13 protein-coding genes and 1 pseudogene are annotated in these 23,494 nt (G+C 42.4%); 8 read left to right on the top strand and 6 right to left on the bottom strand.

The window, feature by feature from the left end; genetic code table 11:
• A pseudogene (locus OHT75_RS09870) lies at window positions 1-285 on the bottom strand (hypothetical protein); the annotation flags it as partial.
• Window positions 286-605: 320 nt separating this feature from the next.
• On the opposite strand from OHT75_RS09870, the gene OHT75_RS09865 reads away from it, so the two are divergent.
• The 4 genes from OHT75_RS09865 to OHT75_RS09850 all read left to right on the top strand — a co-directional run bounded on the left by OHT75_RS09865 (window position 606) and on the right by OHT75_RS09850 (window position 4,757).
• A complete protein-coding gene (locus OHT75_RS09865) occupies window positions 606-992 on the top strand; it encodes a nitrous oxide-stimulated promoter family protein (protein WP_264726306.1) in 387 nt (128 codons plus the stop codon).
• A 65-nt stretch (window positions 993-1,057) separates the two neighbouring features.
• The gene (locus OHT75_RS09860) at window positions 1,058-1,957 is read left to right on the top strand and encodes a hypothetical protein (RefSeq protein WP_264726305.1); all 900 of its coding nucleotides are present in this window, start codon (window positions 1,058-1,060) and stop codon (window positions 1,955-1,957) included.
• Window positions 1,958-1,980: 23 nt separating this feature from the next.
• Window positions 1,981-4,053: a S9 family peptidase gene (locus OHT75_RS09855; protein WP_406682004.1), complete on the top strand. Its 2,073-nt coding sequence runs from the start codon at window positions 1,981-1,983 to the stop codon at window positions 4,051-4,053.
• 125 nt (window positions 4,054-4,178) lie between these two features.
• Window positions 4,179-4,757 carry a lipid-binding SYLF domain-containing protein gene (locus OHT75_RS09850; RefSeq protein ID WP_264726304.1) on the top strand — a complete coding sequence of 193 codons (579 nt, stop codon included), beginning with the start codon at window positions 4,179-4,181 and terminating at the stop codon, window positions 4,755-4,757.
• 124 nt (window positions 4,758-4,881) lie between these two features.
• Here OHT75_RS09850 and OHT75_RS09845 read toward each other — a convergent pair whose 3' ends face one another.
• Entirely contained in the window at window positions 4,882-7,581 is a 2,700-nt protein-coding gene (locus OHT75_RS09845; RefSeq protein WP_264726303.1) for a TonB-dependent receptor domain-containing protein, read from the bottom strand.
• Between the two features lie 890 nt (window positions 7,582-8,471).
• On the opposite strand from OHT75_RS09845, the gene OHT75_RS09840 reads away from it, so the two are divergent.
• A complete protein-coding gene (locus OHT75_RS09840) occupies window positions 8,472-9,938 on the top strand; it encodes a carbon starvation CstA family protein (RefSeq protein WP_264726302.1) in 1,467 nt (488 codons plus the stop codon).
• 209 nt (window positions 9,939-10,147) lie between these two features.
• Here OHT75_RS09840 and OHT75_RS09835 read toward each other — a convergent pair whose 3' ends face one another.
• The gene (locus OHT75_RS09835) at window positions 10,148-11,824 is read right to left on the bottom strand and encodes a BamA/TamA family outer membrane protein (RefSeq protein WP_264726301.1); all 1,677 of its coding nucleotides are present in this window, start codon (window positions 11,822-11,824) and stop codon (window positions 10,148-10,150) included.
• A 268-nt stretch (window positions 11,825-12,092) separates the two neighbouring features.
• Window positions 12,093-13,313 (bottom strand): threonine/serine exporter family protein, encoded by a 1,221-nt coding sequence (locus OHT75_RS09830; RefSeq protein ID WP_264726300.1) that lies wholly within the window; start codon window positions 13,311-13,313, stop codon window positions 12,093-12,095.
• Between the two features lie 308 nt (window positions 13,314-13,621).
• Here OHT75_RS09830 and OHT75_RS09825 point away from each other — a divergent pair, with 308 nt between their 5' ends.
• The 3 genes from OHT75_RS09825 (at window position 13,622) to OHT75_RS09815 (ending at window position 17,411) form a co-directional block, all read left to right on the top strand.
• A complete protein-coding gene (locus OHT75_RS09825) occupies window positions 13,622-14,017 on the top strand; it encodes an MAPEG family protein (protein WP_264726299.1) in 396 nt (131 codons plus the stop codon).
• 302 nt (window positions 14,018-14,319) lie between these two features.
• On the top strand, window positions 14,320-16,635 hold the full coding sequence (locus OHT75_RS09820; protein ID WP_264726298.1) for a YgiQ family radical SAM protein: 2,316 nt from the start codon (window positions 14,320-14,322) through the stop codon (window positions 16,633-16,635).
• Window positions 16,636-16,817: 182 nt separating this feature from the next.
• A complete protein-coding gene (locus OHT75_RS09815) occupies window positions 16,818-17,411 on the top strand; it encodes a hypothetical protein (protein WP_264726297.1) in 594 nt (197 codons plus the stop codon).
• A 193-nt stretch (window positions 17,412-17,604) separates the two neighbouring features.
• Here the strand turns inward: OHT75_RS09815 and OHT75_RS09810 are convergent, their stop codons facing one another.
• A complete protein-coding gene (locus OHT75_RS09810; protein WP_264726296.1) occupies window positions 17,605-18,540 on the bottom strand; it encodes a diguanylate cyclase domain-containing protein in 936 nt (311 codons plus the stop codon).
• Entirely contained in the window at window positions 18,540-23,435 is a 4,896-nt protein-coding gene (locus OHT75_RS09805; RefSeq protein ID WP_264726295.1) for a PAS domain-containing hybrid sensor histidine kinase/response regulator, read from the bottom strand. Before OHT75_RS09805 ends, OHT75_RS09810 begins: the two co-directional genes overlap by 1 nt.
• Window positions 23,436-23,494: the final 59 nt, after the last annotated feature.

Here is a 23,494-nt window from a genome sequence, read left to right as displayed (position 1 = left end):
TTCTGGTTCTGGTTCTGGTTCTGGTTCTGGTTCTGGTTCTGGTTCTGGTTCTGGTTCTGGTTCTGGTTCTGGTTCTGGCAGGGGAGTAACTACTGACGTTGGCACTGGGTCAATGTCTTTCGTAACCGATTTTTCAGCTTCATCTAATGCGTTAATTTCTGCATCGGTGCGATTGAGTGGTGCTGATGACTCATTCTCAGGCGTCTCTTGCTGCGCGGTCTCTTTGGCGCGATAAAATAAATAAACCCCTATCGCAATTAAAATAATGACTATAATCCATTTCATTCAATATACCTTGTCATAACGCGATTAGCCGCGTAGTAGTTATTGTGTTCGATTGCATGGCTCTAGTTATAGCATAAATTTAACGCTGCTTTTTTGAGCATACTAGGTTATTAGTAATCCAATCACCATCAACAAATCAAGTATTTAAATGATTTAACTGTAACAAAGCATTGAGTTTGTGCTCAGGCGCGCATTTTATGTGATTTATAATATAAATTTGATATTTTTTTGCAGCTTATCACGTGCTTCATGACTCAAGTTGTTTAGCATAAAAACGCGGCTTACACTCGTAATAGTTGAGCAAAATACTAAGGTATAATATGGCGGTTTCTGAATTTCTGTCGGGAAAGTTACTGTATGAGTTTCGCACCATCGGCGCTATGGTCGAAATATATTGCCGTGCCCATCACCCGTTAAAACCCAGCAAAGGTGTGTGTAATGATTGCCAAGAATTTCTAGCCTATGCAGAAACTCGGCTTGACCGCTGCCCCTATGGCCAAGGCAAGCCTACTTGCAACAAGTGCCCAGTGCATTGTTACAAACCTCATATGAAACAAAAAGCTCGCGAAATAATGCTTTATTCAGGCCCGAGGATGTTACTTCCACATCCTATCATGGCGATCAAACATTTATTAGCAGAGCGCCAACCTGCACCGGGAAAGCCTCCTGAAGGAGCTAGCAATCGACATCTACGCAAATTAAGCTAGAGCGTGTTTATTGGCTTCTATTATGCGTTTTAGGGTAAGATTCGCTTTCAACATTGAGAGTGAAAATGACAGAATACAAAGATATTTTTATTCAAACATACTGGTGGCTATCTTTGCTCGGCGGAGTCCATTGCTTTGGCGTGGCCTTATATATTCGCTTTTTGCATAAAAGCCTCAATGCCAATCACAAGTCACTAGCAGGCGTGTTTGCGTTAATTGGTTTTTACTTTTTAACGGGGATTTTCACGAAAGAGTCCTCGCCCATTCCCATTCACCTCATGTTAACCCTGTTCTACCCTATCTATTTTTTGTTAATGCCTTTGTTGTATATCTATTGCAAACAAAGCTTACTGGCAGAACGGTATCAGGCAAACCACTTAAAACATTTTATTCCGGCTTTATTAATCGCAATGATGACCAGCTCGGCGATCTTATTTCGCATCGGTATTAAGCCTAATGCCAGTGATTATGCCATCACCTCGCTGGCAGATTTAAGTCACATTAATATCTTCGCCCTAGTGTTACCCTGTTGTATCTTGCTGCAAACCGTTATTTACTTTGTGCTTATCTACAAACTGCTCATCAATACACACAAGCGAAATGTGCTCAGTAATCACTCTGCTGTTCTCGATATCCATTTTCGCTGGATCTGTATTCTTTGCAGCGCAATCTTATTGAATTGGATACTGAGACTTGCGCTTATTTACTTGCCATTTTATTTCGGCGATTCAACATTGTTAATGCCGCAACAAGCGATGACTCGATTAAGTTTACTGGTCACCATTTATGCTTTGGTCTTTTATGGCTTACACCAAGTGACTCGCACTGCCTATTTAAAAGGGTTAGCATCACAGGCAAATATTAACCCCCAGATTTCAAACAAAACGCCTATTTTAGATGCAGATGAAATGAGTTATCTGCAGGATATCATTGCTAACGATGCCCAAGATAAACAAAAAGATTAAAACGATAAACACCAAGGAACCCCATGCGCATTCACTTTTATATCGCCATCATCACCATAATGTTTTCAAGTACGCTGGCTCAACATGCACAAGCAGCAAACCCTAAACCGCCTCGCTCCCATGCGATAACCATTGATGACTTTTTCGATATTGGCCAAATGCAAAATGTGGCTCTTAGCCCTGATGGTAAACATGCGGTATGGCTAGAAAGTCGTTGGGATAAAGCGCTTGATAAAGCACAGTCTGACTTATGGTTAATCAACACTCAAGACAAGCAAACCCAAAGGTTAACCTTTAGCCACGAAAATGAATCAAGCCCAGTATGGAGCCACGATAGCCGCTTTATCTACTTTATGTCGTCCCAGCAAAAGGAAGAGGCTAAAGCCCCGTTTAATGGCAAAAATCAGGTATTTCGCATTGCGTTAAACAACTTTGCCATTCAGCCAATCACAGCTGAAGACCTAGGTGTAAATGCATTCCAATTAAGTACAGACAGCAAATTGCTGTATTTTTTAGGTAACAAGCCATCTGTCGACACTGATATTTGGGCCGACATGCGCGCTAGCCATGCCGAGCCACAATACGCCCATGGTAAACGTGACACTAACCCACTAAAAGTACTGAGTTTAAGCAGTTTTAAGCAACGCACGTTAATTGACGATGATAAAGTGGTGTGGGAATTTAACGTTAATGACAATGGCAGCAAAATTGCGCGGATCACCACCAGCGATAACGAACTCATTTTTTTAGAAGGCTGGTCTGACATTGAAGTTTTTGATGTTAAAACTGCCAGTAATACTGTGCTTGACGATCAACTCTGGCGTCAAAATGCCCCATCACCTTACGGTTGGTTGTTAGGCTTAGATTGGCATCAAGATAATCAACAGCTGGCCTTTCGGATTGATTTTGACGGTTATCCTGGCAAGTTATTTATCGCTAATACGCAATTATCAACGCCAATATTAGAAGTAAAACCTGTCGGTAAAACCACTTTTCAGGGGGGTGATATTCAATGGCGTCCAAAAAGTAATGAAATTTGTTATCTGGGCGCACAAGTCGCGCGTACCAAACTGCTGTGCAGTCAAATAAATCAAGGCGCTGTGGTTAATACCCGCAATGTATTGGCCGGTGATACTGTAGTAGGTAGTTACAGCTTTAATGCTTCAGGTAAACAAGTGGCTTTTAGCCATAATGGTCTCAACCATTTTCATGACTTATTTATTGCCGATGCAGACCATAGGCGCAGTCAATTTAAGCGCTTAAGTAACATTAATCCTCAGGTCGATAGTTGGCTTTTACCGCAAATTTCAATCGTCAGCTGGCAAGCTCCTGACGGCTCTACTGTTGAGGGTATTTTAGAACTGCCTTATGGTTATAAAGTGGGCAATAAAAAATTACCTTTAGTGGTACAAATTCATGGCGGCCCAACATCTGCTACACCTTATTCATTGCAACACCGTTCATATGGGCGCACTACCTTTGCCGCCAACGGTTGGGCATTGTTATCGCCAAACTATCGCGGCTCAACTGGCTATGGCGATAAATTCTTAACCGATCTTATCGGTAACGAGCATCAAATTGAAGTTGCCGATATTATGGCAGGAGTTGATAAGCTGATTGCGGATGGCATAGTGGATGGCGACAAAATGGCCGTTATGGGATGGAGTAATGGCGGCTATTTAACGAATGCCCTGATCAGCACGACCAATCGATTTAAAGCTGCGAGTTCAGGTGCGGGGGTATTCGATCAACGCCTTCAGTGGATGCTAGAAGATACACCTGGCCATGTACTGAACTTTATGCAAGGTTTACCCTGGGAGCAACCGAAGGCCTATGACAAAGCTTCATCACTGACCTATGCTAACAACATTACTACCCCTACCTTGATCCATATTGGTGAGAACGATCATCGTGTGCCAGTCGGTCATGCACAAGGGCTTTACCGTAGTTTAAAACACTATTTAAATATACCTGTGGAGCTGATTATTTATCCTGATGAAGGGCACAGTTTAAGCCATTATCAACATCGCAAGGCGAAAATGGAATGGGATAAAAAATGGTTTGAGTACTATGTACTGCAGCAAGAGCCTATCTAGCAAAAGCGATGAGGCAAAAAGCATGAAGCAATTTGGTTAAATTTATCTTCATCTTTAACGGTACGAAACAATCACAATATGCTAACTTAAACCCATTATTACTAATGCTACACATTGAGGTGTTTATGAACCGTTTTCTTGCATTATACAGCGCAACGATTGTTAGCTTATCTTTGTTGTTCAGCCCGATAAGTTATGCTGATGATTCCAGTTATACCAAAGCGATCACTAATTTTCAAAAAGCCCCAGAAACCCAAGCATTTTTCAATACCGCCTATGGCTATGCACTATTTCCCACTGTTGGTAAAGGTGGCATGCTGATAGGTGGTGCTTACGGAAAAGGTAGGGTCTATAAAGGTGGCATGCATACTGGTGATTCAAGCTTAACTCAGGTTTCAATTGGTTTTCAATTGGGCGGTCAAGCATACAGCGAGATCATTTTCTTCAAAAATGCTGAAGCATATAACGACTTTACCAGCGGCAGTTTTGAGTTCAGCGCTCAAGCATCAGCCGTCGCTATCAATTTGGGTGCCAGTGCTCAAGTCGGCACCACAGGCAATTCAGCTGGTGCGGGACAAGCAGGCAGTAATCATTCGGCCAAAGCTGTGTATATGAATGGTATGGCTATCTTTACCGCAGCCAAAGGCGGATTAATGTATGAAGCCGCTTTAGCCGGACAATCATTTACTTTTGATGCCAAGTAAAGGTTTATGTCGCATTTATCCACTTCGATTTATCCAATAAAAGGCTACCTTTGGTAGCCATTGCAGATTAATGCCAAAGGCCGCATAAGCGGCCTTTGTCGTTTTGCTTACTAACTAAACGCGCTTAGAAGCTTTGAGAGTATGACATCCAATATGAACGACCGATGATGTCGTAAATACTGCCGTTATAACTACCGTAAGCATCAAAGCTTGGATCTTCGTCAGTCAAGTTGTTGATACCTGCTGAAATCGTACTATTCCATGGTGTTGCATAAGAATAGCTGAGAGTATGATAGATCACAGAATCAATCTCATAGCTTCCACCATCATCATAGGTATCTGTTGTTGATTGATGATCTACGTAGTCAGCTTGGTAAAACACACTATGATCACCGACTAAGTAGTTTGCAGTAAAGTTAACACGATCATCAGGGAAGTCTTGCGTACCACTCCAGTTCCGTGAAATCGTTTGCACACCGCCTTCAGGGCTAGAGTCTGTGTATTTCAGATAATGAGACCAAGCAAGATCCAACTTGAATTCACCCACTTCTGTTTCAAACATCGCAGCAAACTTAGTATCAATACCCTCACGCTTGCTCAAACCAATATTTTGAAGAACATTCGTCATCGCGGTTAGCTTGCCAGCACCATTTTGCGATATTGAAGTGCCTGGGTAAATCACACTCACATCAGGACGGGGTTGACCGGCCTTATCTGCACTCTGCCACAATTCCGCTTGAGTACGGGTAATTTCACTATCGACCAATGATCCAATGAGATCGGTTGTCTCCAGTGACCAGTAATCCATGGTCATGTTGAAATTATCAGTGATATCCCACACCATACCAAAGTTATAACTTTCTGACTCTTCAGGTCCTAAGTTCTCGTTGCGTTCGATAGACACTGGCACGTTATCGATAATATCACAACCGTCTATACCCAAGCCGTCTTCATAACACTTAAGGTAGTTGGTCACATTGTTATAGCCAATGCTGGTTGCCTGATTAAGGTCTGCTAATGTCGGCGCTCTAAAGCCTGTTCCATAAGATGCCCTTAGCAACAAAGGCTCGAACACATTATATCGAACTGAGAATTGCGGATTGAAGGTGCCACCAAAATCAGAGTAATCATCATATCGAGCAGCAAGGTTAACCTCTAAATTATCGAGAATAGGGAAAACCATCTCCATAAATACCGCTGTTACATCGCGATCACCACTACCGCCTGCTCCACCACTACCACCGGCAATCAGGCCTGCAGCGTCGAGCGCATCAACTTGAGAATCTAACTTCTCTTCACGATACGAGGCACCAACATATAAACCTGTTGAGCCACCCATAAGATCAAATAGTTCGAAACTTAAACCACCATCAATATCGACAGCACTACTTGTAAGGCGCGCATCGGAGTTAGCCGTGGCACCACCTGGCATTTCTGAATTAGGATCTCGCGGATCCCAACCATCGAAGGTGTTAGTGGCATCATTCCACGCCCCAACAAGATCCGTTGTGGCCCCTTTTAGTTGATAACCCGTTCCCCACTTAAATACGTCATATTTGTTATATGACACAGAAGCATTCCAATCAAAGCTGTCGGTAGTACCGTCTAGTCCCACGAGGAAGTCATAAATATTGTCTGTACTTTCACGAACGCGATTACCCGCAGTATCAAAGCGATAAAGCATTGCACCACCTTCTGGTACAGCACGCAAATCTAACCCCTCTGCTGTGGTATACGCAGGCATAGCTTGTGGGAATACGATATACCCAGGAATAGGTGCTGAAACATCAGTTGTTTTGTTCGATGCCCAGTAAGCTCGAGCGGTTAACTGAATATCTTCGCTTACATCATAATTGTAATTAATCAGTGTTGAGGTGCGCTCTTGATCGACGTCATTGTAAGCTGCTTTAGTATAGTCATAAGCACAAGATGTCTCTCCGGCATACTTGCTGTCATTTAGCGGGCCGATAAAGTTATCACCGTAAACATCTTTACAATCTAAATCGGCATTGGTAAATGGTGTTTGATACTCCCACCCCCCATTAGGTCCCATATCAATCGTTCGTCCAGTTTGACTTAAGCCAATCCAGCTTCTGTAATCACTAGGATCTTCACCATCTTTGACATGCGCTGCAGTATAAGGACGATCGGCAAATAAAATACCTGACTTTTTAAAATGCTCAATGGTGAACATCAAATGGCCCTTGTCAGAGCTTAATCCACCTGTAAATGATGCTGAATGGTTGTCGCCACCACCTTTTGCGTCAGGCTCCTCTGCGCGCAACTTAACTTCAACACCTTCAAAGTCTTTTTTCAAAATAATGTTAATTACACCGGCTATCGCATCGGTACCGTAAATGGCAGATGCTCCATCCGATAAAATCTCAATGCGCTCAACCGCGGCTGTAGGAATGGTATTAATATTAGTTGCGCCACCCCCTAAAACAGGTGACTTCGCCATACGCTTTCCGTTAAGCAAAGTGAGAGTATGACTTGCATCGGCACCTTTTAGCTGAATAGTCGCCTGAGATGACCAGCTATTGTTTGACGTACCGCCATAAGAACCAAATGAGTTCAATGTCGATGCCCGAAGTGCATCACCCACAGTAGAAAAACCAGCGGTAGCCATATCGTCGGCAGTAATGGTTGTAATAGGATTGGCACCTTCCATATCTACGCGCTTAAGACGTGAGCCTGTCACTTCAATGCGTTCCACGTTCTTATTTTCGTCTGTATCAGCTTCAACCGCGTGTGCAGGCATAGATAATGCGGCGATACCACCACAAGCCAAACTCACAAGTTTAGCTATTTTATTAAACTTCATGCTTCCATTCTCCCAAGAATCTTTTTATAGGTTTGTTGCTTCTTTAACGCTGCTGCAGCCACTGCAGCATCACAAAGTGGCAACACATTTAACATATATTATATATTGTATGCAATATACGAAAAATCTATCTGGAGAATACAATCGCAATTAAATTGATTGATAAGTCACAAAATATGTATGCCTGTAGTCATGGATAGAAAATAAGCACTGTTTTTTAAGATAAAAATGACTTAATAAGGTAGTGATAGATGAATAATTAATCACTTAAATTAAATTGCATAAAAATGAAATTTTTATTAAAAAGTGTCACATTTGTGGGAAACGTGGTTAAAGAGGAAGGCGGTCAGGCTACTTAGCTAAAAGAGTATTATTGAGGTTCACAAAATTGAGATCACTGAGAAAAAGCCAAAGCAGGCTACAAGCGAAGTTTAAAGCTGAATAGCCCTGCTATCGAAAATTATGCGCTTTTAAGCTTTTTTCGTCTGGGGCATTGAGGGTTTCCACAGGGCTTATTTTGTAAAAGTGTGGGTGAAGCCCCAAGACGTTAGTGGCCGCGGGCCAAATTCCAAACTCCTTTTGGGGACAGGCATTTGTCAGTCTTGAACCCGTATAATCAATAATAAGTGCCAAACTTTAATACAATTCCTACCCGCGTTGAGATGATTTGTCATCGCAGTTATTGTGGCTGTCATTTTAGGTTCATTGCACGATTAAGAGCCTTGAGTCTAGATAACAATTTATCAGGCCAGTAAATAGTCAATATGATGAGATATGTGAACTTAAAACCCCGATGTTAGACCTTAGTATAAGACCGTCAACCTTGACCTAGCAGGGCAAGTCATTGACACTGCACAGTACTTAAATGCCTATCTAAATGGACAATCTCTATGCTGATCTTTTTCATATGTATTGCATTGCTGGTGCTTGCATATAAATTCTATAGCCCTTTTGTAGAACGCCAAGCAGGAATCGACCCAACAGCCAAAACACCACAAACGCGATTTAGCGATGGTGTCGACTATGTTGAAGTGCACCCAGCTAAAGCCTACTTAATTCAATTTTTAAACGTGGCCGGTGTCGGTCCAATTTTTGGTCCAATTTTGGGGGCCTTATATGGTCCCATCGCGCTAGTGTGGATTGTAATTGGTAACATTTTAGGTGGCGCGGTTCATGATTACTTTTCTGGTGTACTAAGCATTAAAGAAGACGGTAAAAGTTTGCCTGAGATTGCAGGGCATTATTTTAACGTGTTCTTTAAAGGTGTAATGCTGATTTTTACTGCAATGCTGCTGTTTTTTGTGGGTGTTGTATTCATTATGAGCCCAGCCGGATTATTAAGTAATTTAAGTTATTTTGAAGGGACATTCTTAAGCGGCAATACATTTTGGGTATTGGTGATTTTAGGGTATTACTTTCTAGCAACCATGTTACCGATTGATAAAATCATTACTAAATTATACCCATTATTTGGCTTGTTAATGATTGTAATGACCCTTTCATTAGCAGTTGCACTATTAATGAACGCGCCACATTTACCGATGGCTGATGACTTTTTAGCCTATTTTGATCATAGCCACTACAACAATGATTTACTTGAGCCAAACCCAAATGGCTTGCCAGTATGGCCACTACTGTTTGTCACCATTACCTGTGGTGCAATCAGTGGTTTTCACTCGACTCAAGCACCGATTATGGCGCGTTGTTTAACCAACGAAAAATATGTTCGCCCAGTTTACTATGGTGCGATGATGTCTGAGGGTATTGTGGCGTGTGTATGGGCCACAGCTGGTATTGCGGCGTTCCCTGGTGGATATGTTGAGCTTAAGCAAATCCTTGATCAAGGTGGCCCAGGATTAGTGGTAAACCAAGTCGCAACCAGTTACTTAGGTGTGATGGGTGGTATTATGGCGATTATTGCGGTTGCGATTTTCCCTATCACGTCTGGTGATACGGCGTTCCGTTCACTACGTTTAACCATTATTGATGCCTTTAATATTCCGCAAAGTATGCGCAATCGTTTATTACTAGCAGTGCCAATTTTAACCATTGCGTATTTTATGACTAAAATTGACTTCACCTTAATCTGGCGTTACTTCGCATTCTCAAACATGTTGTTATCTACCAGCGTGTTGTGGTTAGCGACTAAGTATCTATTTGACCGTGGCACATTCCATTGGATAGTGAGCATTCCAGCGATTATCGGCACCAGTATCACAGTGTCTTATATCTTAACCGCAGGGATTGGTTTAGGCCTACCGATGGAGTTGAGTCAACCTGTGGGTATTGCTGTAGGTGTTGCGTCATTGATTGCGTTAATTTTTGCCCATCAAAAGCGTAAGCCTGTAAACGCATAGGCTTATTTAGCGACTAAAAGACCTTGCTTGTGCAAGGTCTTTTTTTGTTTCAAATAGAGCATTAACAGGCTTTGTATACGGTCTACACAACATCTCAATTCAGGCAGTTAATATGATGAAACGAATCGTTTAATCCGTGACTGTTGCATACGGATGTTGATTACTATCAAGTGCAAAACTCAGCAACACAGAAGTGTTGCTGAGTCACATTAGAAGTGGTCTTTAATCTGGAACCTAAATTCCCAGTTATTCACGTCTTGGCCTGTAGTGAAAGGCTTTGCGATATCAATATGGGCAATGTTGCCGTAACTGGACTTTGATGAGTAAATTCGAGCGCCTATCCCTATGCTGCCGATGGGATTGTTGTTTTCATTGAATTCATCTGGGCCACCGAATGCTTGACCAACGTCAGAAAAGATTGCCCAGCCTAAATCCGCTAATTGATATAAATTGATATTGGGATAGTTTCTTAATTCTGCGGTAAATACCCATTGATTATCACCATGTTGATAGTCATTCGGGTAACCTCGAATGCCTGTTTCATCACCTAATGCGAAGGTGCGGTCCAGGTAGTTATTATTTGACGTAGCAATGCTGGCTTTTGCAAAAGCAGTCCATTTATCTGTGATGTTATAAAAGTATTCAGATGCCAATGAGACCTTATAAAAATCGGCTTGGCTAGTGGCAATATCGGCTTCGCCAGTAAGGCTTAGCAGAAATAGATGCGCATCAGACTGCCATCCGCGGCTACTGAACATATTGAGGTGATAACCAAGGTTTGATCCATCGGCAATGTCATTCGTTTCTATGCCCAGCTTGATGGTGTGATGCCATCCTAAATTAAAATCTTCGTTATTGCCGATTAAGTGAATGTTATTCAGCACGGTAAAATCATCTTGCAAATACTCAAACCCAGCCCAGGGATAAACAAAGTCACGATCAAAAGGTAAGTCGCTTTGCGGGTAAGTTTCAATATTTTCAAATTCATGTTTATCTTGAGTAAAACCAAAGGTAAACCGAGTGAGCTCATCGGCTTCTTTACTCAGTAACCAACCATAACCCACATCGATATAATTTAAGTTATGTTCAAACTCATTTACATCAGTACCATTTTGCCTAATCGTATCAACACGTTGATCCTTAGACCAAGCCGCACCATACATGTTTTGAGTATCAAGGGCATAAAAGGGTTTATAAAAAGCAAGTGAGGTGGCTTGGCCATCACTGTTGTCATAAAAGTCTGCAGCAACATACGCATGTTTTATAACTTTAAGCGGTGCGCTAAAAGCAAATTTATAGCCGGTTCTATCATCATTAGACTGATATTTGATTCGAGTATTGATACCCAAACCCAGTAAGTTATCTTCTTTTATCCCAAACGAGTATTTCGTATTGCCGCCACTTGAGCTTAAACTTACCGTAGGCAATAGTGACCAGTTGTCCCATGTTTTCACCAAAATGGTTTGATCTGTGTCAGCATCGGCATCAGGGGCTTTTTGTGCGACCGTTATTTTTGCATCTCGAATATAAGACTCTGAACGCAATAATCGCTGGGCTTCTTCCAAATCTCGTTGAGTCACCTCTTCACCAATATGAAAGCTTAAATTATTCATGATAGTGTCGTCGGTCGTATTGATGTGGAGGTAATTTGCCCAGCGATGGATAAAGAATGATTCTGGATCTGACTCATCAAAAATTGGATTGCTTTGAATAACGATTTTACTGACTTTTATCTTTGGAGTGGTTTCGTCAGATTGCGCTGCATTTGTGGCGAGTGTCTCTTTTGCAGTTTGTGCTGAATCGGCAGTATTGGAAACAGTTGCAGATGTGGCTAATGGCGTAAACAATAAGGCGACACTGAATGCTGTACAACAAGCTTTGGTCATAGGTAATCCTTATCATTCTTATTAGCTGGGCAAATGGAATGAACAAAATTATGTAACATTTCTGTTAATCCTTAAGGGTAATAACACACCTGAATCATTTTATAGTCAAGTATTTAAGTGTTTTTATCTGAATTGTTTTTTGATGTATCGCTGGGGAAGGGTTTGAACTGATTTTATCTTGCGCTCAATGATGAAGGCAGCATAGTCTGCTGCCTTCAAAATGAATTTTTTAGGGTAAATTAATCTCTTAACCCCAGTTGAGGTTAAATTATAATGAACGCCGAGGTGGAACCACTACGTTGGCAAAAATTAATCCAGCAATCAGTGACATAAAGATTAAAAATATTTGTGAGCCTAAATGTGCTTGATTCAACATGGTTTCACCCGATATTAGCGCATTAAGCCCGATGTAAGTTTTGCTGCCGGGGACTAAAATGACTATACCCTGCAGCAACGCGATAGATACCGGAGCCTTCATCCAACGGGCATACAAGTTGGAATAAATGCCGACAGCTAATGCACCAACAAAAATACCAATAGATTCACCTAAATAAATCCCACCTAACATAGCGGAGAAAAAGGCCACAATACCAGCAAATACCCCCCATGGAGAATCTTTCAGTCGTGCTTTGAAGATGATCACTAATGACATAGATAACATGGGAACAGCAGACCAAATCGCCCACCTTGGTAAAGACTCTGGCTCGATATATATCGCTTCACCAAAAATGGCTTTACCTATTGTCATGCCTAATACGGCGCCAAAATACAGTTTAAATAACTGCATGACCGCATCCATAATTCTGGCGGTACCTGATATCAAATCTCGTGCCGCCAATTCAGCCAAGCCTAGCGTTAAAGCAAGACCGGGAATAAAGATAATAATCCCCGATAAAATGGCCACAGGCAGGTTAATGCTGGCATCAAATTGAGCAATAGCACATGCTAAAATGGCCACAACGACAGCAGCTAAGGGCTCTAGCATTTCTGCAACACGCTTTGAGCGCTCAGCCCAAAACACTAAACCATAAACAATTAAGCCTAGCATGGCCGACCAAAACACGTCATGCCAACCTGTGCCCATTAACATTGCGAAAGCACCTGCACTACTTCCAAACGCTAATAAGGTTAATTTATGGCCATAAGGGTTAGGTTTGTTAGCAATTTCTTCTAATCTATCAAGCGCTTCTTGCAAAGTACGTTGACCAGAACTGAGTTCTTCAACGAGCTCAAAAGTTCGCGCCAATGAGCCAAGATCTAAATCACCGGGCTTGACCCTAGCTACATGGTTATACTCTTGTTCGGTGTCATGCTGTAAAACAAACGTCATCGAGGTGGGTGATATCAGGAAATACCCCTCGATACCTAAAGTGTGAGACACAGTTTGTAAATGTGATTCAAGGCGATAAGCTGGCGTACCAAACTTATGTAAAGCTTTACCTAATTTTATGATAAATCTACGCTTTTCGATAAAGTCTTGATTATCCACTGGTCGTCAGTCACTCTTAATTTATGGCGGGTTAATAATGCAGCGAATAGTAACTGATCCTTAACGATTAATCGATAACGTATTTACCTTTCGCTAGCCTTGTGGCTCATTTGTGAGCGCTTTCATTCTGTATGGAAAATGACCGTGATTCAGTTACGCTTTGCTGAACGTCAACAACAGGCGGCATCAACGCATTAGAAAAAGCGAAAACGGTTAATGCCATAGCTGATTGGTCGTCAATTTATTCCACTAGAATAGTATATGTATTTATCGTTATCATGACGTGACAATCATATGAAGGATCACACATGACATTATTTATCACAGGTTTATACGCCAGTTTAACGGCATTATTGGTTATTGCGCTTGCCTATAGAGTGGTTAAGTTTCGCCGCTTAAATGCCGTTGGGATCGGCAATGGTGATCATAAAGATTTAGCGCTCGCGGTCAGGGTGCACGGTAATTTAGTTGAAAATGCGCCTATGGTATTAATCCTACTTGCCGTGGCTGAAACCCACAATATGCCAGCATATCTGTTGCACTGTTTTGGTTCCCTTTGGGTGTTTGCAAGGCTCATTCATGCCATTGGGTTAACTCAAGGAAAAGGCGGATATCACTGGGGACGTTTTTGGGGGGTGTTATTAACCTGGATTATTCTATTAATCCTAGCGGTAAGCAATATTGGTTTCTTTTTAGGCTTTTAGTGAGGGGCTATGTGAGTAGCTTCTTGCCTAGTATTCGGGCTTATTCATGTTGAATAAGCGCATAATACAAGCTTCTTTCGCCCAATAGTTGGAATATCATCTCAAAAAAGTAAGATTGCCCCTAACTCCATAAAATAAGTGGTATTTTGCTATTTCCACTTATTTTATAAGGGTTTTGTCGATACTGGAGCGACAAAAATATTTCACATCTGCTGTTTTTTTAGTCACACTTACCTCTTACCAACTGATATACTCCGCGTCCGCTTATATTGGCGTATTTTTCCATTTTTTAGGTCATACACATGCAAGTTGAGTCGACATTATTTAGTTATCCCAAGTTTTGGGCCGAAAGCTTTGGCACGGCGCCATTTCTGCCTATGTCTCGCAAAGAAATGAACAAACTGGGATGGGATAGTTGCGACATTATCATTGTAACGGGTGATGCTTACGTGGATCACCCCAGTTTTGGTATGGCCGTTATTGGGCGCATGTTAGAAGCTCAGGGTTATCGGGTTGGGATTATTTCTCAGCCAGATTGGTCCAGCAAAGAAGATTTTATGCAGCTGGGGAGGCCCAATCTGTTTTTTGGGGTTACCGCTGGCAACATGGATTCGATGATCAACCGTTATACCGCGGATCGTAAATTACGTCATGACGATGCTTATACCGCAGGCGACGTTGGTGGTAAGCGGCCGGACCGAGCCGTCACTGTGTATACGCAACGTTGTAAAGAAGCATTCAAAGATGTGCCAGTGGTCATCGGTGGTATTGAAGCCAGCTTACGCCGTATCGCCCACTATGATTATTGGTCAGATAAAGTGCGTCGCAGTGTTATTTTTGACGCCAAAGCGGATATTTTAGTTTATGGCAATGCTGAACGTCCGTTAATGGAAGTGGCTCGTCGTATTGCTAGTGGGGAAGCGATTAGCAACATTGATGATGTTCGCGGTACTGCAGTAATGCGCAAAGAGGCCATGCCTGGTTGGCGTGGTATGGACTCCCGTAAAATAGATCAGCTGCATAAAATTGATCCTATTCCTAATCCCTATGGCGCTGATGATGTCGGCTGTGAAAAACTATCAGGCCCAAGCGATAAGAAAATTTTTGATAACGATGCGCCAAAAGCGATCAGCATCCAACCTCCTCGACCTAAACCGTGGGAAAAAACCTATGTGTTATTGCCAGCTTACGACAAAGTCGCGGGTGATAAATACCTATATGCCCATGCTTCACGCATTTTGCATCAAGAGCAAAACCCCGGTTGTGCCAGAGCGCTTTTTCAACCCCACGATGCTAACCGGGGTGTCTGGGTTAATCCGCCTGCATGGCCATTAAATACCGACGAAATGGATGCCGTATTTGACTTGCCGTACCAGCGGGTGCCGCATCCTAGCTATGGCAAAGAAAAAATCCCTGCATATGACATGATCAAAACCTCGATTAACATTATGCGAGGGTGTTTCGGTGGATGTTCATTCTGTTCGATTACAGAGCATGAAGGGCGGATTATTCAAAGTCGCTCACAAGAATCAATTATTAAAGAAATTAAAGACATTCAAGACAAAGTCCCTGGATTTACTGGGGTGATCTCAGATCTCGGTGGCCCAACGGCCAACATGTACCGACTAGGCTGTACCAGCGTTAAAGCTGAAACAACCTGTCGTCGGCTATCCTGTGTTTATCCTTCGATTTGTGGCCATTTGGGGACAGATCACAAACACACCATTGATTTATATCGCGCGGCGCGAGATGTACCGGGCATTAAAAAAGTGCTTATTGCTTCGGGCGTGCGCTATGACTTAGCCATTGAAGACCCTGATTACATCAAAGAATTGGCTAAGCATCACGTGGGCGGCTATTTAAAAATTGCTCCCGAGCACACAGAAGAAGGCCCATTAAGTAAAATGATGAAGCCGGGCATGGGTACTTACGACAAGTTTAAAGAATTGTTTGATAAGTTCTCTAAAGAAGCGGGTAAAGAGCAATTTTTAATTCCGTATTTTATCTCGGCGCATCCTGGTACCACAGACGAAGATATGGTCAATTTGGCATTATGGCTAAAAGGTCAAAAATTCAAATTAGATCAAGTACAAAACTTTTATCCCTCACCCATGGCAAATGCGACCACGATTTATCACACTGAACTGAATTCACTCAAAAACGTCAAGCACACCAGTGAGCAAGTCAGCGTGCCTAAAAAAGGCCGCCAACGTAAATTGCATAAATTCTTGTTACGTTATCACGATCCTGCCGGTTGGCCGATGATCCGTGAGGCATTAATTGCGATGGGCAAAGAGTCACTCATTGGTAATAGTCCGCATTGCCTAGTACCACCTGAAACCCGTAATGAGCAAAATCGTCCTAAGTGGGGACAAAAGCCAAAGGCTGCGGCGGGCACGCAAACGGGTCAAAAAGCAATGACACGTTTCTCGTCAAATCAATTCGATGACCGAAAAGGTGACGATAAGGCTGCAGGTAAAACTAAAGCTAAGTCTAAGCCTGCTTCTAAGTTTAATGCGAGTCAGGATCAGAGTCAGCCATCTCGTAAACCTATAAGCACTAAAGGTGGTTCTGGTAAGACAAAGGGCTGGGCGACACCGTCAAAGCACAAGCGTTAAGCTATCTTATTAAGGCTGTTTGAATAATAAAAGCCGTGCTATTTAGGTGCACGGTTTTTTTATGACTTGAATATCGGCCTAATCTCAATGGTTCAAACGTCTTTGTTGGAAGGACTTTTTCAGGTTCAATTCAAAAAACACTGCTATGGTTGCCAGCCTTATTCATTTTAATAGGCATAATAATGACAATAACTCCTATCAAAACCACTATATCTGTATCATTACTCGCCAGCTCATTTTTATCAGTGTCAAGTCTGGCGGCAGATGCGATTCAAAACCAATACTTTGATGCGTTAGCTGCCCATTGTGGGAACGCTTATGAGGGTGTGGTCACCGCAGGCAATAGTGCCGATGATGGCTTTAGCGGCAAAAAGCTTATTATGCATGTACGAGAATGCAGCGATACTGAATTAAAAGTGCCTTTTCACGTGGGCGATGATCACTCGCGTACTTGGATCATCACCAAAACGGATAACGGTTTACGCTTAAAGCATGATCATCGCCATCAAGATGGCACAGAAGATAAAGTCACAATGTACGGTGGCGACACTGCAGATTCTGGTACTGTTACCCAGCAGTCGTTTCCGGTTGATGCCCAGTCGATTGCTAACTTTAAAGCAAATGGTCTAGACCAATCAGTGACTAATGTATGGCATATGTACATTGAGCCAAACACCTTTACTTACCGCTTAACTCGCGAATCGCGTGACTTTAGAGTCGACTTTGACTTGAGCAAACCCGTCGCATTACCGCCAACACCTTGGGGACATAAGTAATTGATTTAGAGCCTCCAGCCTAAAGGCCGTGATGCCTCTCCTTGCTTCAGCTCAAGGAGAGGTTTTTATGTTTGGTTGAGTCATGTTTAGCTTAACTAGAGTTTAGCTTTGCTGAGATTGCTCAAGCTTTATCAGCAAACCTCAATATGATTGTAATGCAGATTGGGACTAAGGCCACACAAACAATCCCCCTTTACAATGAGGAGCCTTTCACCTGATTTCTGCCGCCTTTTTTAGCCAAATAAAGCTGTTTATCGGCTTCATTCAATGCATGTTCCCATGAAGAATCAAGCTTAGGAAAAAGGGTCGACACACCTGCACTGATGGTCACTGAATCTGAGATAGTGGAATCAGCATGTTCAATAGCTAAATTCTGCACCGCAACAATCATTTTTTCGGCTATGGATAAAGCACCATCAAGGTTAGTGTCTGGTAAAATGCACACAAACTCTTCGCCACCATAGCGCGCAACAAGATCATATGGGCGTCCCGCAACGTCACTTATCGCTTGTGCAACTAAGCGCAGACAATCATCGCCTTGTTGATGACCATATTTATCGTTATAGCGTTTAAAAAAATCGACATCCAACATCACCAAAGACATGGGTTGAAGATGACGAATACAATGACGCCACGCATCAGGTAAACAACGTTCAAACTGACGTCGATTGGCCACTCCGGTCAAACTATCCTGAAGCGCAATAGCCCTTAGCAAATCAGAATGTCGCTTTAACAAAAACTGGTTTTGCACCCTTGCGGTGGTAATAATACTGTTGATTGGTTTATGAATAAAATCGACTGCGCCTAATTGAAATCCTTTTACTTCTTGCTCTTCGTCAAAATGGGCTGTGATAAAAATAATCGCAGTATTCGCCGTCTGTGGATCTGACTTGAGTATTTCACATACCTCAAAGCCGCTCATACCTGGCATTTCAATATCCAATAACACAACATCAGGCTTCACTTTTTTACACACATCAAGCGCCTGCTCGCCTGTGGTTGACATATACATGTCAAAATCTTGATTAAACAATTGGTGTAAAATTTTGATGTTGGTAGGTTGATCATCCACCAGCAAAATTTTCCCTTTGACATCATCGGTCAAATCCAATATTTGAGCTTGCAACATTAACTCACCTCCGTTTCAATCATAGTGAGTACCTCTAACGCTTTATCAAATTCTAGCGCTTGAACAAATGAATATAATTCTGGCCAACGTGGATGATAAGACAAAACACTGGCTGCATCTTCAATCATTGTCATCGCGCCAAGATTACTTTGCTGCAACATCTTTTTTAATAATATGATTGTTTCATTGCTTGTGCCACTTACAGCGTGTTGAGGATGTGAAGCGCTATCGCCTTCATCATCATGTGCTGATTCAGCGATATACTCGGCAAGATAAAGCACGCTTTGTTGCGCTAACAGACGCAAACTATCGGCCCACTGCATCAATTGCTGTGTATCGGGCTCACCTTGCTGACATTGGGCCTCTATGTGCGCAGCTAAGTTAGCCAACGCCTTAGCGCCAAAGTTACTTGAAAATCCTTTAAGCCCATGACTTATTGCGGCGATTTTTGCCATGTCTTTCTGGGCAACGGCATTATAAAACGGCTGCAATTGCTTGTTTAATTCAACCTCAAATTCAGAGGCCATCTTTTTGAAAAAGGCTTCATTACCACCAAAACGACTAAGGGTTTGTGCTAGGCTATCAAATAACGACTCATCTTTAGCGGGCGAAGCCACTAAACTGTCAACTTCAACCACGGTATTATCATACTCAGCATGATTAAATGTTCGCCCCACCAACGTCAGTATACTTGGGATAAGTTTCGGCATATCAATTGGCTTACCGATATGATCGTTCATACCAGCAGCAATACAATCAAGCCTATCGGATTGAGATGCATTCGCTGTCATAGCAAGGATTGGTAATCGCTCAAAACGGTTATCAGATCGAATCAGGCGTGTTGCTTCAAGCCCATCCATATCAGGCATCTGCACATCCATAATCACAATATCAAATATCTGTTGGCTCTGGGTGACAAAAGCAACCCCCTCTATGCCCCCTTTTGCCAGTACCACTTTAGCTCCTTCAAGGGTTAATAACTCGTCAACAACCTGCCTATTTAGCTGATTATCTTCCACGACTAATATGGTTAAACCTTGTAAACGCTTTTGTGACTGTATTTGCACGGGTGTCGAGGCGACCTTGCCTGTAAGTACCTGACTAATGGACTCTGCCAATAATTGCGATGTCACAGGTTTTGTTAAAAAATGTACAAAGGGAGAGGGGCCATCGGCAAGAGGGTTATTTAATATTTCTTCACTATAAGCTGTTAACATAATCACTGCAGGGGTTGCTGTGTGTTGTGCTAAAGCAGCCTGTTGTAACTGCTGCGCTGTTTCAACGCCATTGAGTTCTGGCATATTCCAATCCATTAGCACAATATCAAACGGCACTTGCATGCTAATTGATTGTTTATATTGCGCTATTGCCTCTGCACCGCTATAAGCACACACCACTTCACAACCAAAATCTAACAATATTTTTGCCACAATATCAGTGGTTATGCGGTTATCATCTACCACTAAAATGCGTTTACCTTGAATATCAAAGTCCACTGCTGTTGTGGTAGGTAATGCAGGTAATACCAAATCAAACCAGAAACAGCTACCTTGGCCTAACTCACTTCGAACAAGTAACTCGCCCCCCATTAACTCGACTAAACGCTTGCTAATAGCAAGCCCTAACCCTGTGCCGCCAAAACGTCTGGAAGTTGACGATTCAGCTTGCTCAAAGCCGGTAAAAATACGCCCTATTTGTTCTTCACTGATACCTATGCCAGTATCTGTGATAGAAAAGCGCAAGTTTCTGGTGTGTTCGGTAACGTCTGAACAGTCAATGCCAACAATCACCTGCCCACTGTGGGTAAATTTAAGCGCATTACCTGCCAGATTAATGAGTACTTGTTGTAATCGAAGTTTATCGATAAGTAAACAAGATGGAATGTTAGGGTCAAGATTAAAGATCACTTCCACATCTCGGTTACCTAAATTGCCCGACAATACCACGGCAAGATCGCGCATTAGCATTTCTATTTCGCAAGGTTGTGGATCTAACAGTAACTTACCCGCTTCAATTTTAGAAAAATCGAGAATATCGTTTAACAAACCTAATAAGGATTTCGCCGCGGTTTGGGTTTTAGTAATATAATCCTGTTGCTGTGCTGACATGGTGGTGTGAAGCATCAATTGCAACATGCCCAGTACCGCATTCATCGGGGTACGAATTTCATGGCTCATATTGGCTAAAAATGCTGATTTGGCCGCATTCGCTTCATCGGCCTGTTGCTTAGCACCACGAAGAGTCGCCTCAATTTCACGTTGCTCTGTCACATCAAGGTTAATGCCTATCACTCTTAGCGCATTACCGTGTTTGTCTCGCTCAATTTGCGCCGCAGCCTGCACATAGCGAATGCCGCCATCTGCCCTTAAGACTCTAAAGACCAGATCATAGGTGCTATGACCCGCTATGGCATCTTGCAGTTTTTGCTCTGCCATCTCGATATCTTCAGGATGAATTTTCATTTGCCAGTGTCGATATTCCAAGCCTTCATCGCGCAATGTTAATGGCTGATCGTAGATGGCAAACATACGATCATTCCACTCTAAACTATTGTCTTGTATGTTAAAGGTCCAAATCCCAAGTTTGGCAACATCAGAGGCCTTACTCAGATGATTACTGGCTGTTAGTAGTGCTTCTTGCTGCATTAACATTTGGGTGATATCGACCCCAATACCTAAATAACCTAATATGTTACCTTCGTTATCGCGCATGGCCGTGACCGATAAAGAAACTTGGCACTGTGTGCCATCTTTACGTACATAAGTCCAATTGCGTGTTTCAGGGCCTTCGGTTTTTGCTTTATAAACAAACGTATCAAATCCCTCGATGCTTACCCCGTATTCGGCTGAGAGCTCTAATGCTCTGCTCTGCACTTCGTCAAGTAAATGCAAACAGGCTGGGCTAGTGATACCCACTAGCTCACTGGCTTCGTAACCCAATAACAACTCTGCACCGCGATTAAAAATGGTGATAATACCCTTTTCATCCGTAGCAATAATTGACATTTCAGAAGCGGCATCCAGTACACTCGACAACAACGAGCTCAGTTGCGCTTTCTCAATCTGAGTAAACTTACGGTCTGTAATATCAGTACTCAAGGCAATAAATCGTTCAATGTTGCCTTTGTCATCCATAACGGGACCTATGACAGTGTCAAACCAATGAATATTACCTAGCTTATCGCGATTACAAATTTCACCATGCCACGACTCGCCTGATTTAATTTGAGTCCACATCTGTTGCCAAAAAATACCATCATGTTCACCGGACTTTAAAATAGAATGATTTTTACCTATGAGCTCTTCACGTGAGTAACCACTCATTCGGCAAAAGTAGTCATTTACCTCTAGAATTATCCCGTCGGTATCGGTAACCGTTGACACAAGTTGATTGTTAATCGATTTCAGTAAAGCTTTATTTTCTGAAATCGCTTGCAATAATTCAGTGGTTCGTTCTGCAACCTTCAGCTCTAAACTTTCATTTGATTTAATAATGCGTAATTCAGCATCCTTTTGTGCCGTGATATCACGAAGCGTTTGGCTAATACCCACAATATCCCCTTGCCCATCGATAATGGGCAAAGCTGTCATCGAGGTAGAGACTAATTTACCATCCTTACATTGATGCTTAGACACTTGATTTAAAACAGTTTCGCCTATTAGCACTTTACGAAAAGAGGCTTTTTCATAGGATACTTTGTCTTTAGGAACAATCAGTGTTGCACTTTCTGAACCAATCGCTTCAGCTTCACTATAACCAAACAGTAATTCAGCCCCTTTGTTCCAACTGGTGATCTTGCCATCCAAATCATAACTAATGATGCCATCAAGCGAATGCTCTAGCATGTTAGCGCGTCGCGCTTGTTCAGCTAGCATCTGTTGTTTACGTTGTATACCTAAAGACCATAACGAGGTTAATGCGGCCAATAAAAGACTGAATACTGCGGTGTAGGAAAAAATTAAACTTGGACGATTAAGGTGTAGTTCTTTAATAAATTCAGGATAAGCGGTGATTTTAAATTGCCATTTGCGGCCGAACACCTCTTCATTAATGATGTATTGATACGAGGAATGAATATGAGTATCTTCGGCATCGGTTTCGTAAAATGGGATTGGATTATTCAGCTGGGTAATATCAGTAAGCTGCAACTTAGTTGTTTTTTGATTTAAATCTAATCCAATTAAAATCTCATTAGTGACCAGAGGAGCATAACTCCAGCCAAATGCCTCTGCTTGACGAGATTCAGTGGTAGAGGGTGTTGAACCACTGCGGTAAATGGGCATTAAAATCAAAAAGGATTGCAAAGGTTTGCCGGTTGCTTGCACTAACGTAATAGGCCCAGACAACCTTACCTCACCCGATAACATCGCGGCATCGGCGGCATCACGGCGCTGCTGTTCTGACCCAATATCTAAACCCACTGCAGAATAGTTACGTTCTACAGGTTCAATATATTGAATAACATATCGCTCGTCATCATGGGGAGCTAGCTGGCGAATGGCAAAAACAGGCCAGCCATCTTGCTGGGATTTGCTAATAAAATCGGCTTCTTGATCTGGTAAAACCCTGCGAATAAAACCAAATCCACGCGCACCAGGAAACTCTTTATCGACCTCACGGGTTAAGCTGTAACGCACAAACCCTTCACGGGAAACATGATGCTCACCTGCAGTAACAACCATCCCCCGAACACCGCGTAGCCCATATTGATAAAGCGTAATCCGTTCCAACACGTTATGACTAATTTGCTCTGACGTCTCCTGCAATGCTTTATTAATCGATAGTTGATTGCTTTCGTTCACCCACCAAGTTAACGCAGCACTAATGACTAAGCCAATAAGCAACACACTGGAGCCTAATTTAGCTGCTTTCTTGAACCCCAAAGACAAATCCATAATCGCCTAATTTCTTAAAATCATAGAGTTATGATTCTGGACTAGTCAGCAAGATTTCG

It is taken from the genome of Shewanella subflava (assembly GCF_025971955.1).
Taxonomy (GTDB): Bacteria; Pseudomonadota; Gammaproteobacteria; order Enterobacterales; family Shewanellaceae; genus Shewanella; species Shewanella subflava.
The sequence above is the reverse complement of the archived record's forward strand: the minus strand, read 5'-3'. Positions and strand labels throughout refer to the sequence as shown.

Coding starts and splice junctions, on each gene's coding strand:
- OHT75_RS09865 (WP_264726306.1), top strand. CDS start 606: ATGGCGGTTTCTGAATTTCTGTCGGGAAAGTTACTGTATGAGTTTCGC.
- OHT75_RS09860 (WP_264726305.1), top strand. CDS start 1,058: ATGACAGAATACAAAGATATTTTTATTCAAACATACTGGTGGCTATCT.
- OHT75_RS09855 (WP_406682004.1), top strand. CDS start 1,981: ATGCGCATTCACTTTTATATCGCCATCATCACCATAATGTTTTCAAGT.
- OHT75_RS09850 (WP_264726304.1), top strand. CDS start 4,179: ATGAACCGTTTTCTTGCATTATACAGCGCAACGATTGTTAGCTTATCT.
- OHT75_RS09845 (WP_264726303.1), bottom strand. CDS start 7,581: ATGAAGTTTAATAAAATAGCTAAACTTGTGAGTTTGGCTTGTGGTGGT.
- OHT75_RS09840 (WP_264726302.1), top strand. CDS start 8,472: ATGCTGATCTTTTTCATATGTATTGCATTGCTGGTGCTTGCATATAAA.
- OHT75_RS09835 (WP_264726301.1), bottom strand. CDS start 11,824: ATGACCAAAGCTTGTTGTACAGCATTCAGTGTCGCCTTATTGTTTACG.
- OHT75_RS09825 (WP_264726299.1), top strand. CDS start 13,622: ATGACATTATTTATCACAGGTTTATACGCCAGTTTAACGGCATTATTG.
- OHT75_RS09820 (WP_264726298.1), top strand. CDS start 14,320: ATGCAAGTTGAGTCGACATTATTTAGTTATCCCAAGTTTTGGGCCGAA.
- OHT75_RS09815 (WP_264726297.1), top strand. CDS start 16,818: ATGACAATAACTCCTATCAAAACCACTATATCTGTATCATTACTCGCC.
- OHT75_RS09810 (WP_264726296.1), bottom strand. CDS start 18,540: ATGTTGCAAGCTCAAATATTGGATTTGACCGATGATGTCAAAGGGAAA.
- OHT75_RS09805 (WP_264726295.1), bottom strand. CDS start 23,435: ATGGATTTGTCTTTGGGGTTCAAGAAAGCAGCTAAATTAGGCTCCAGT.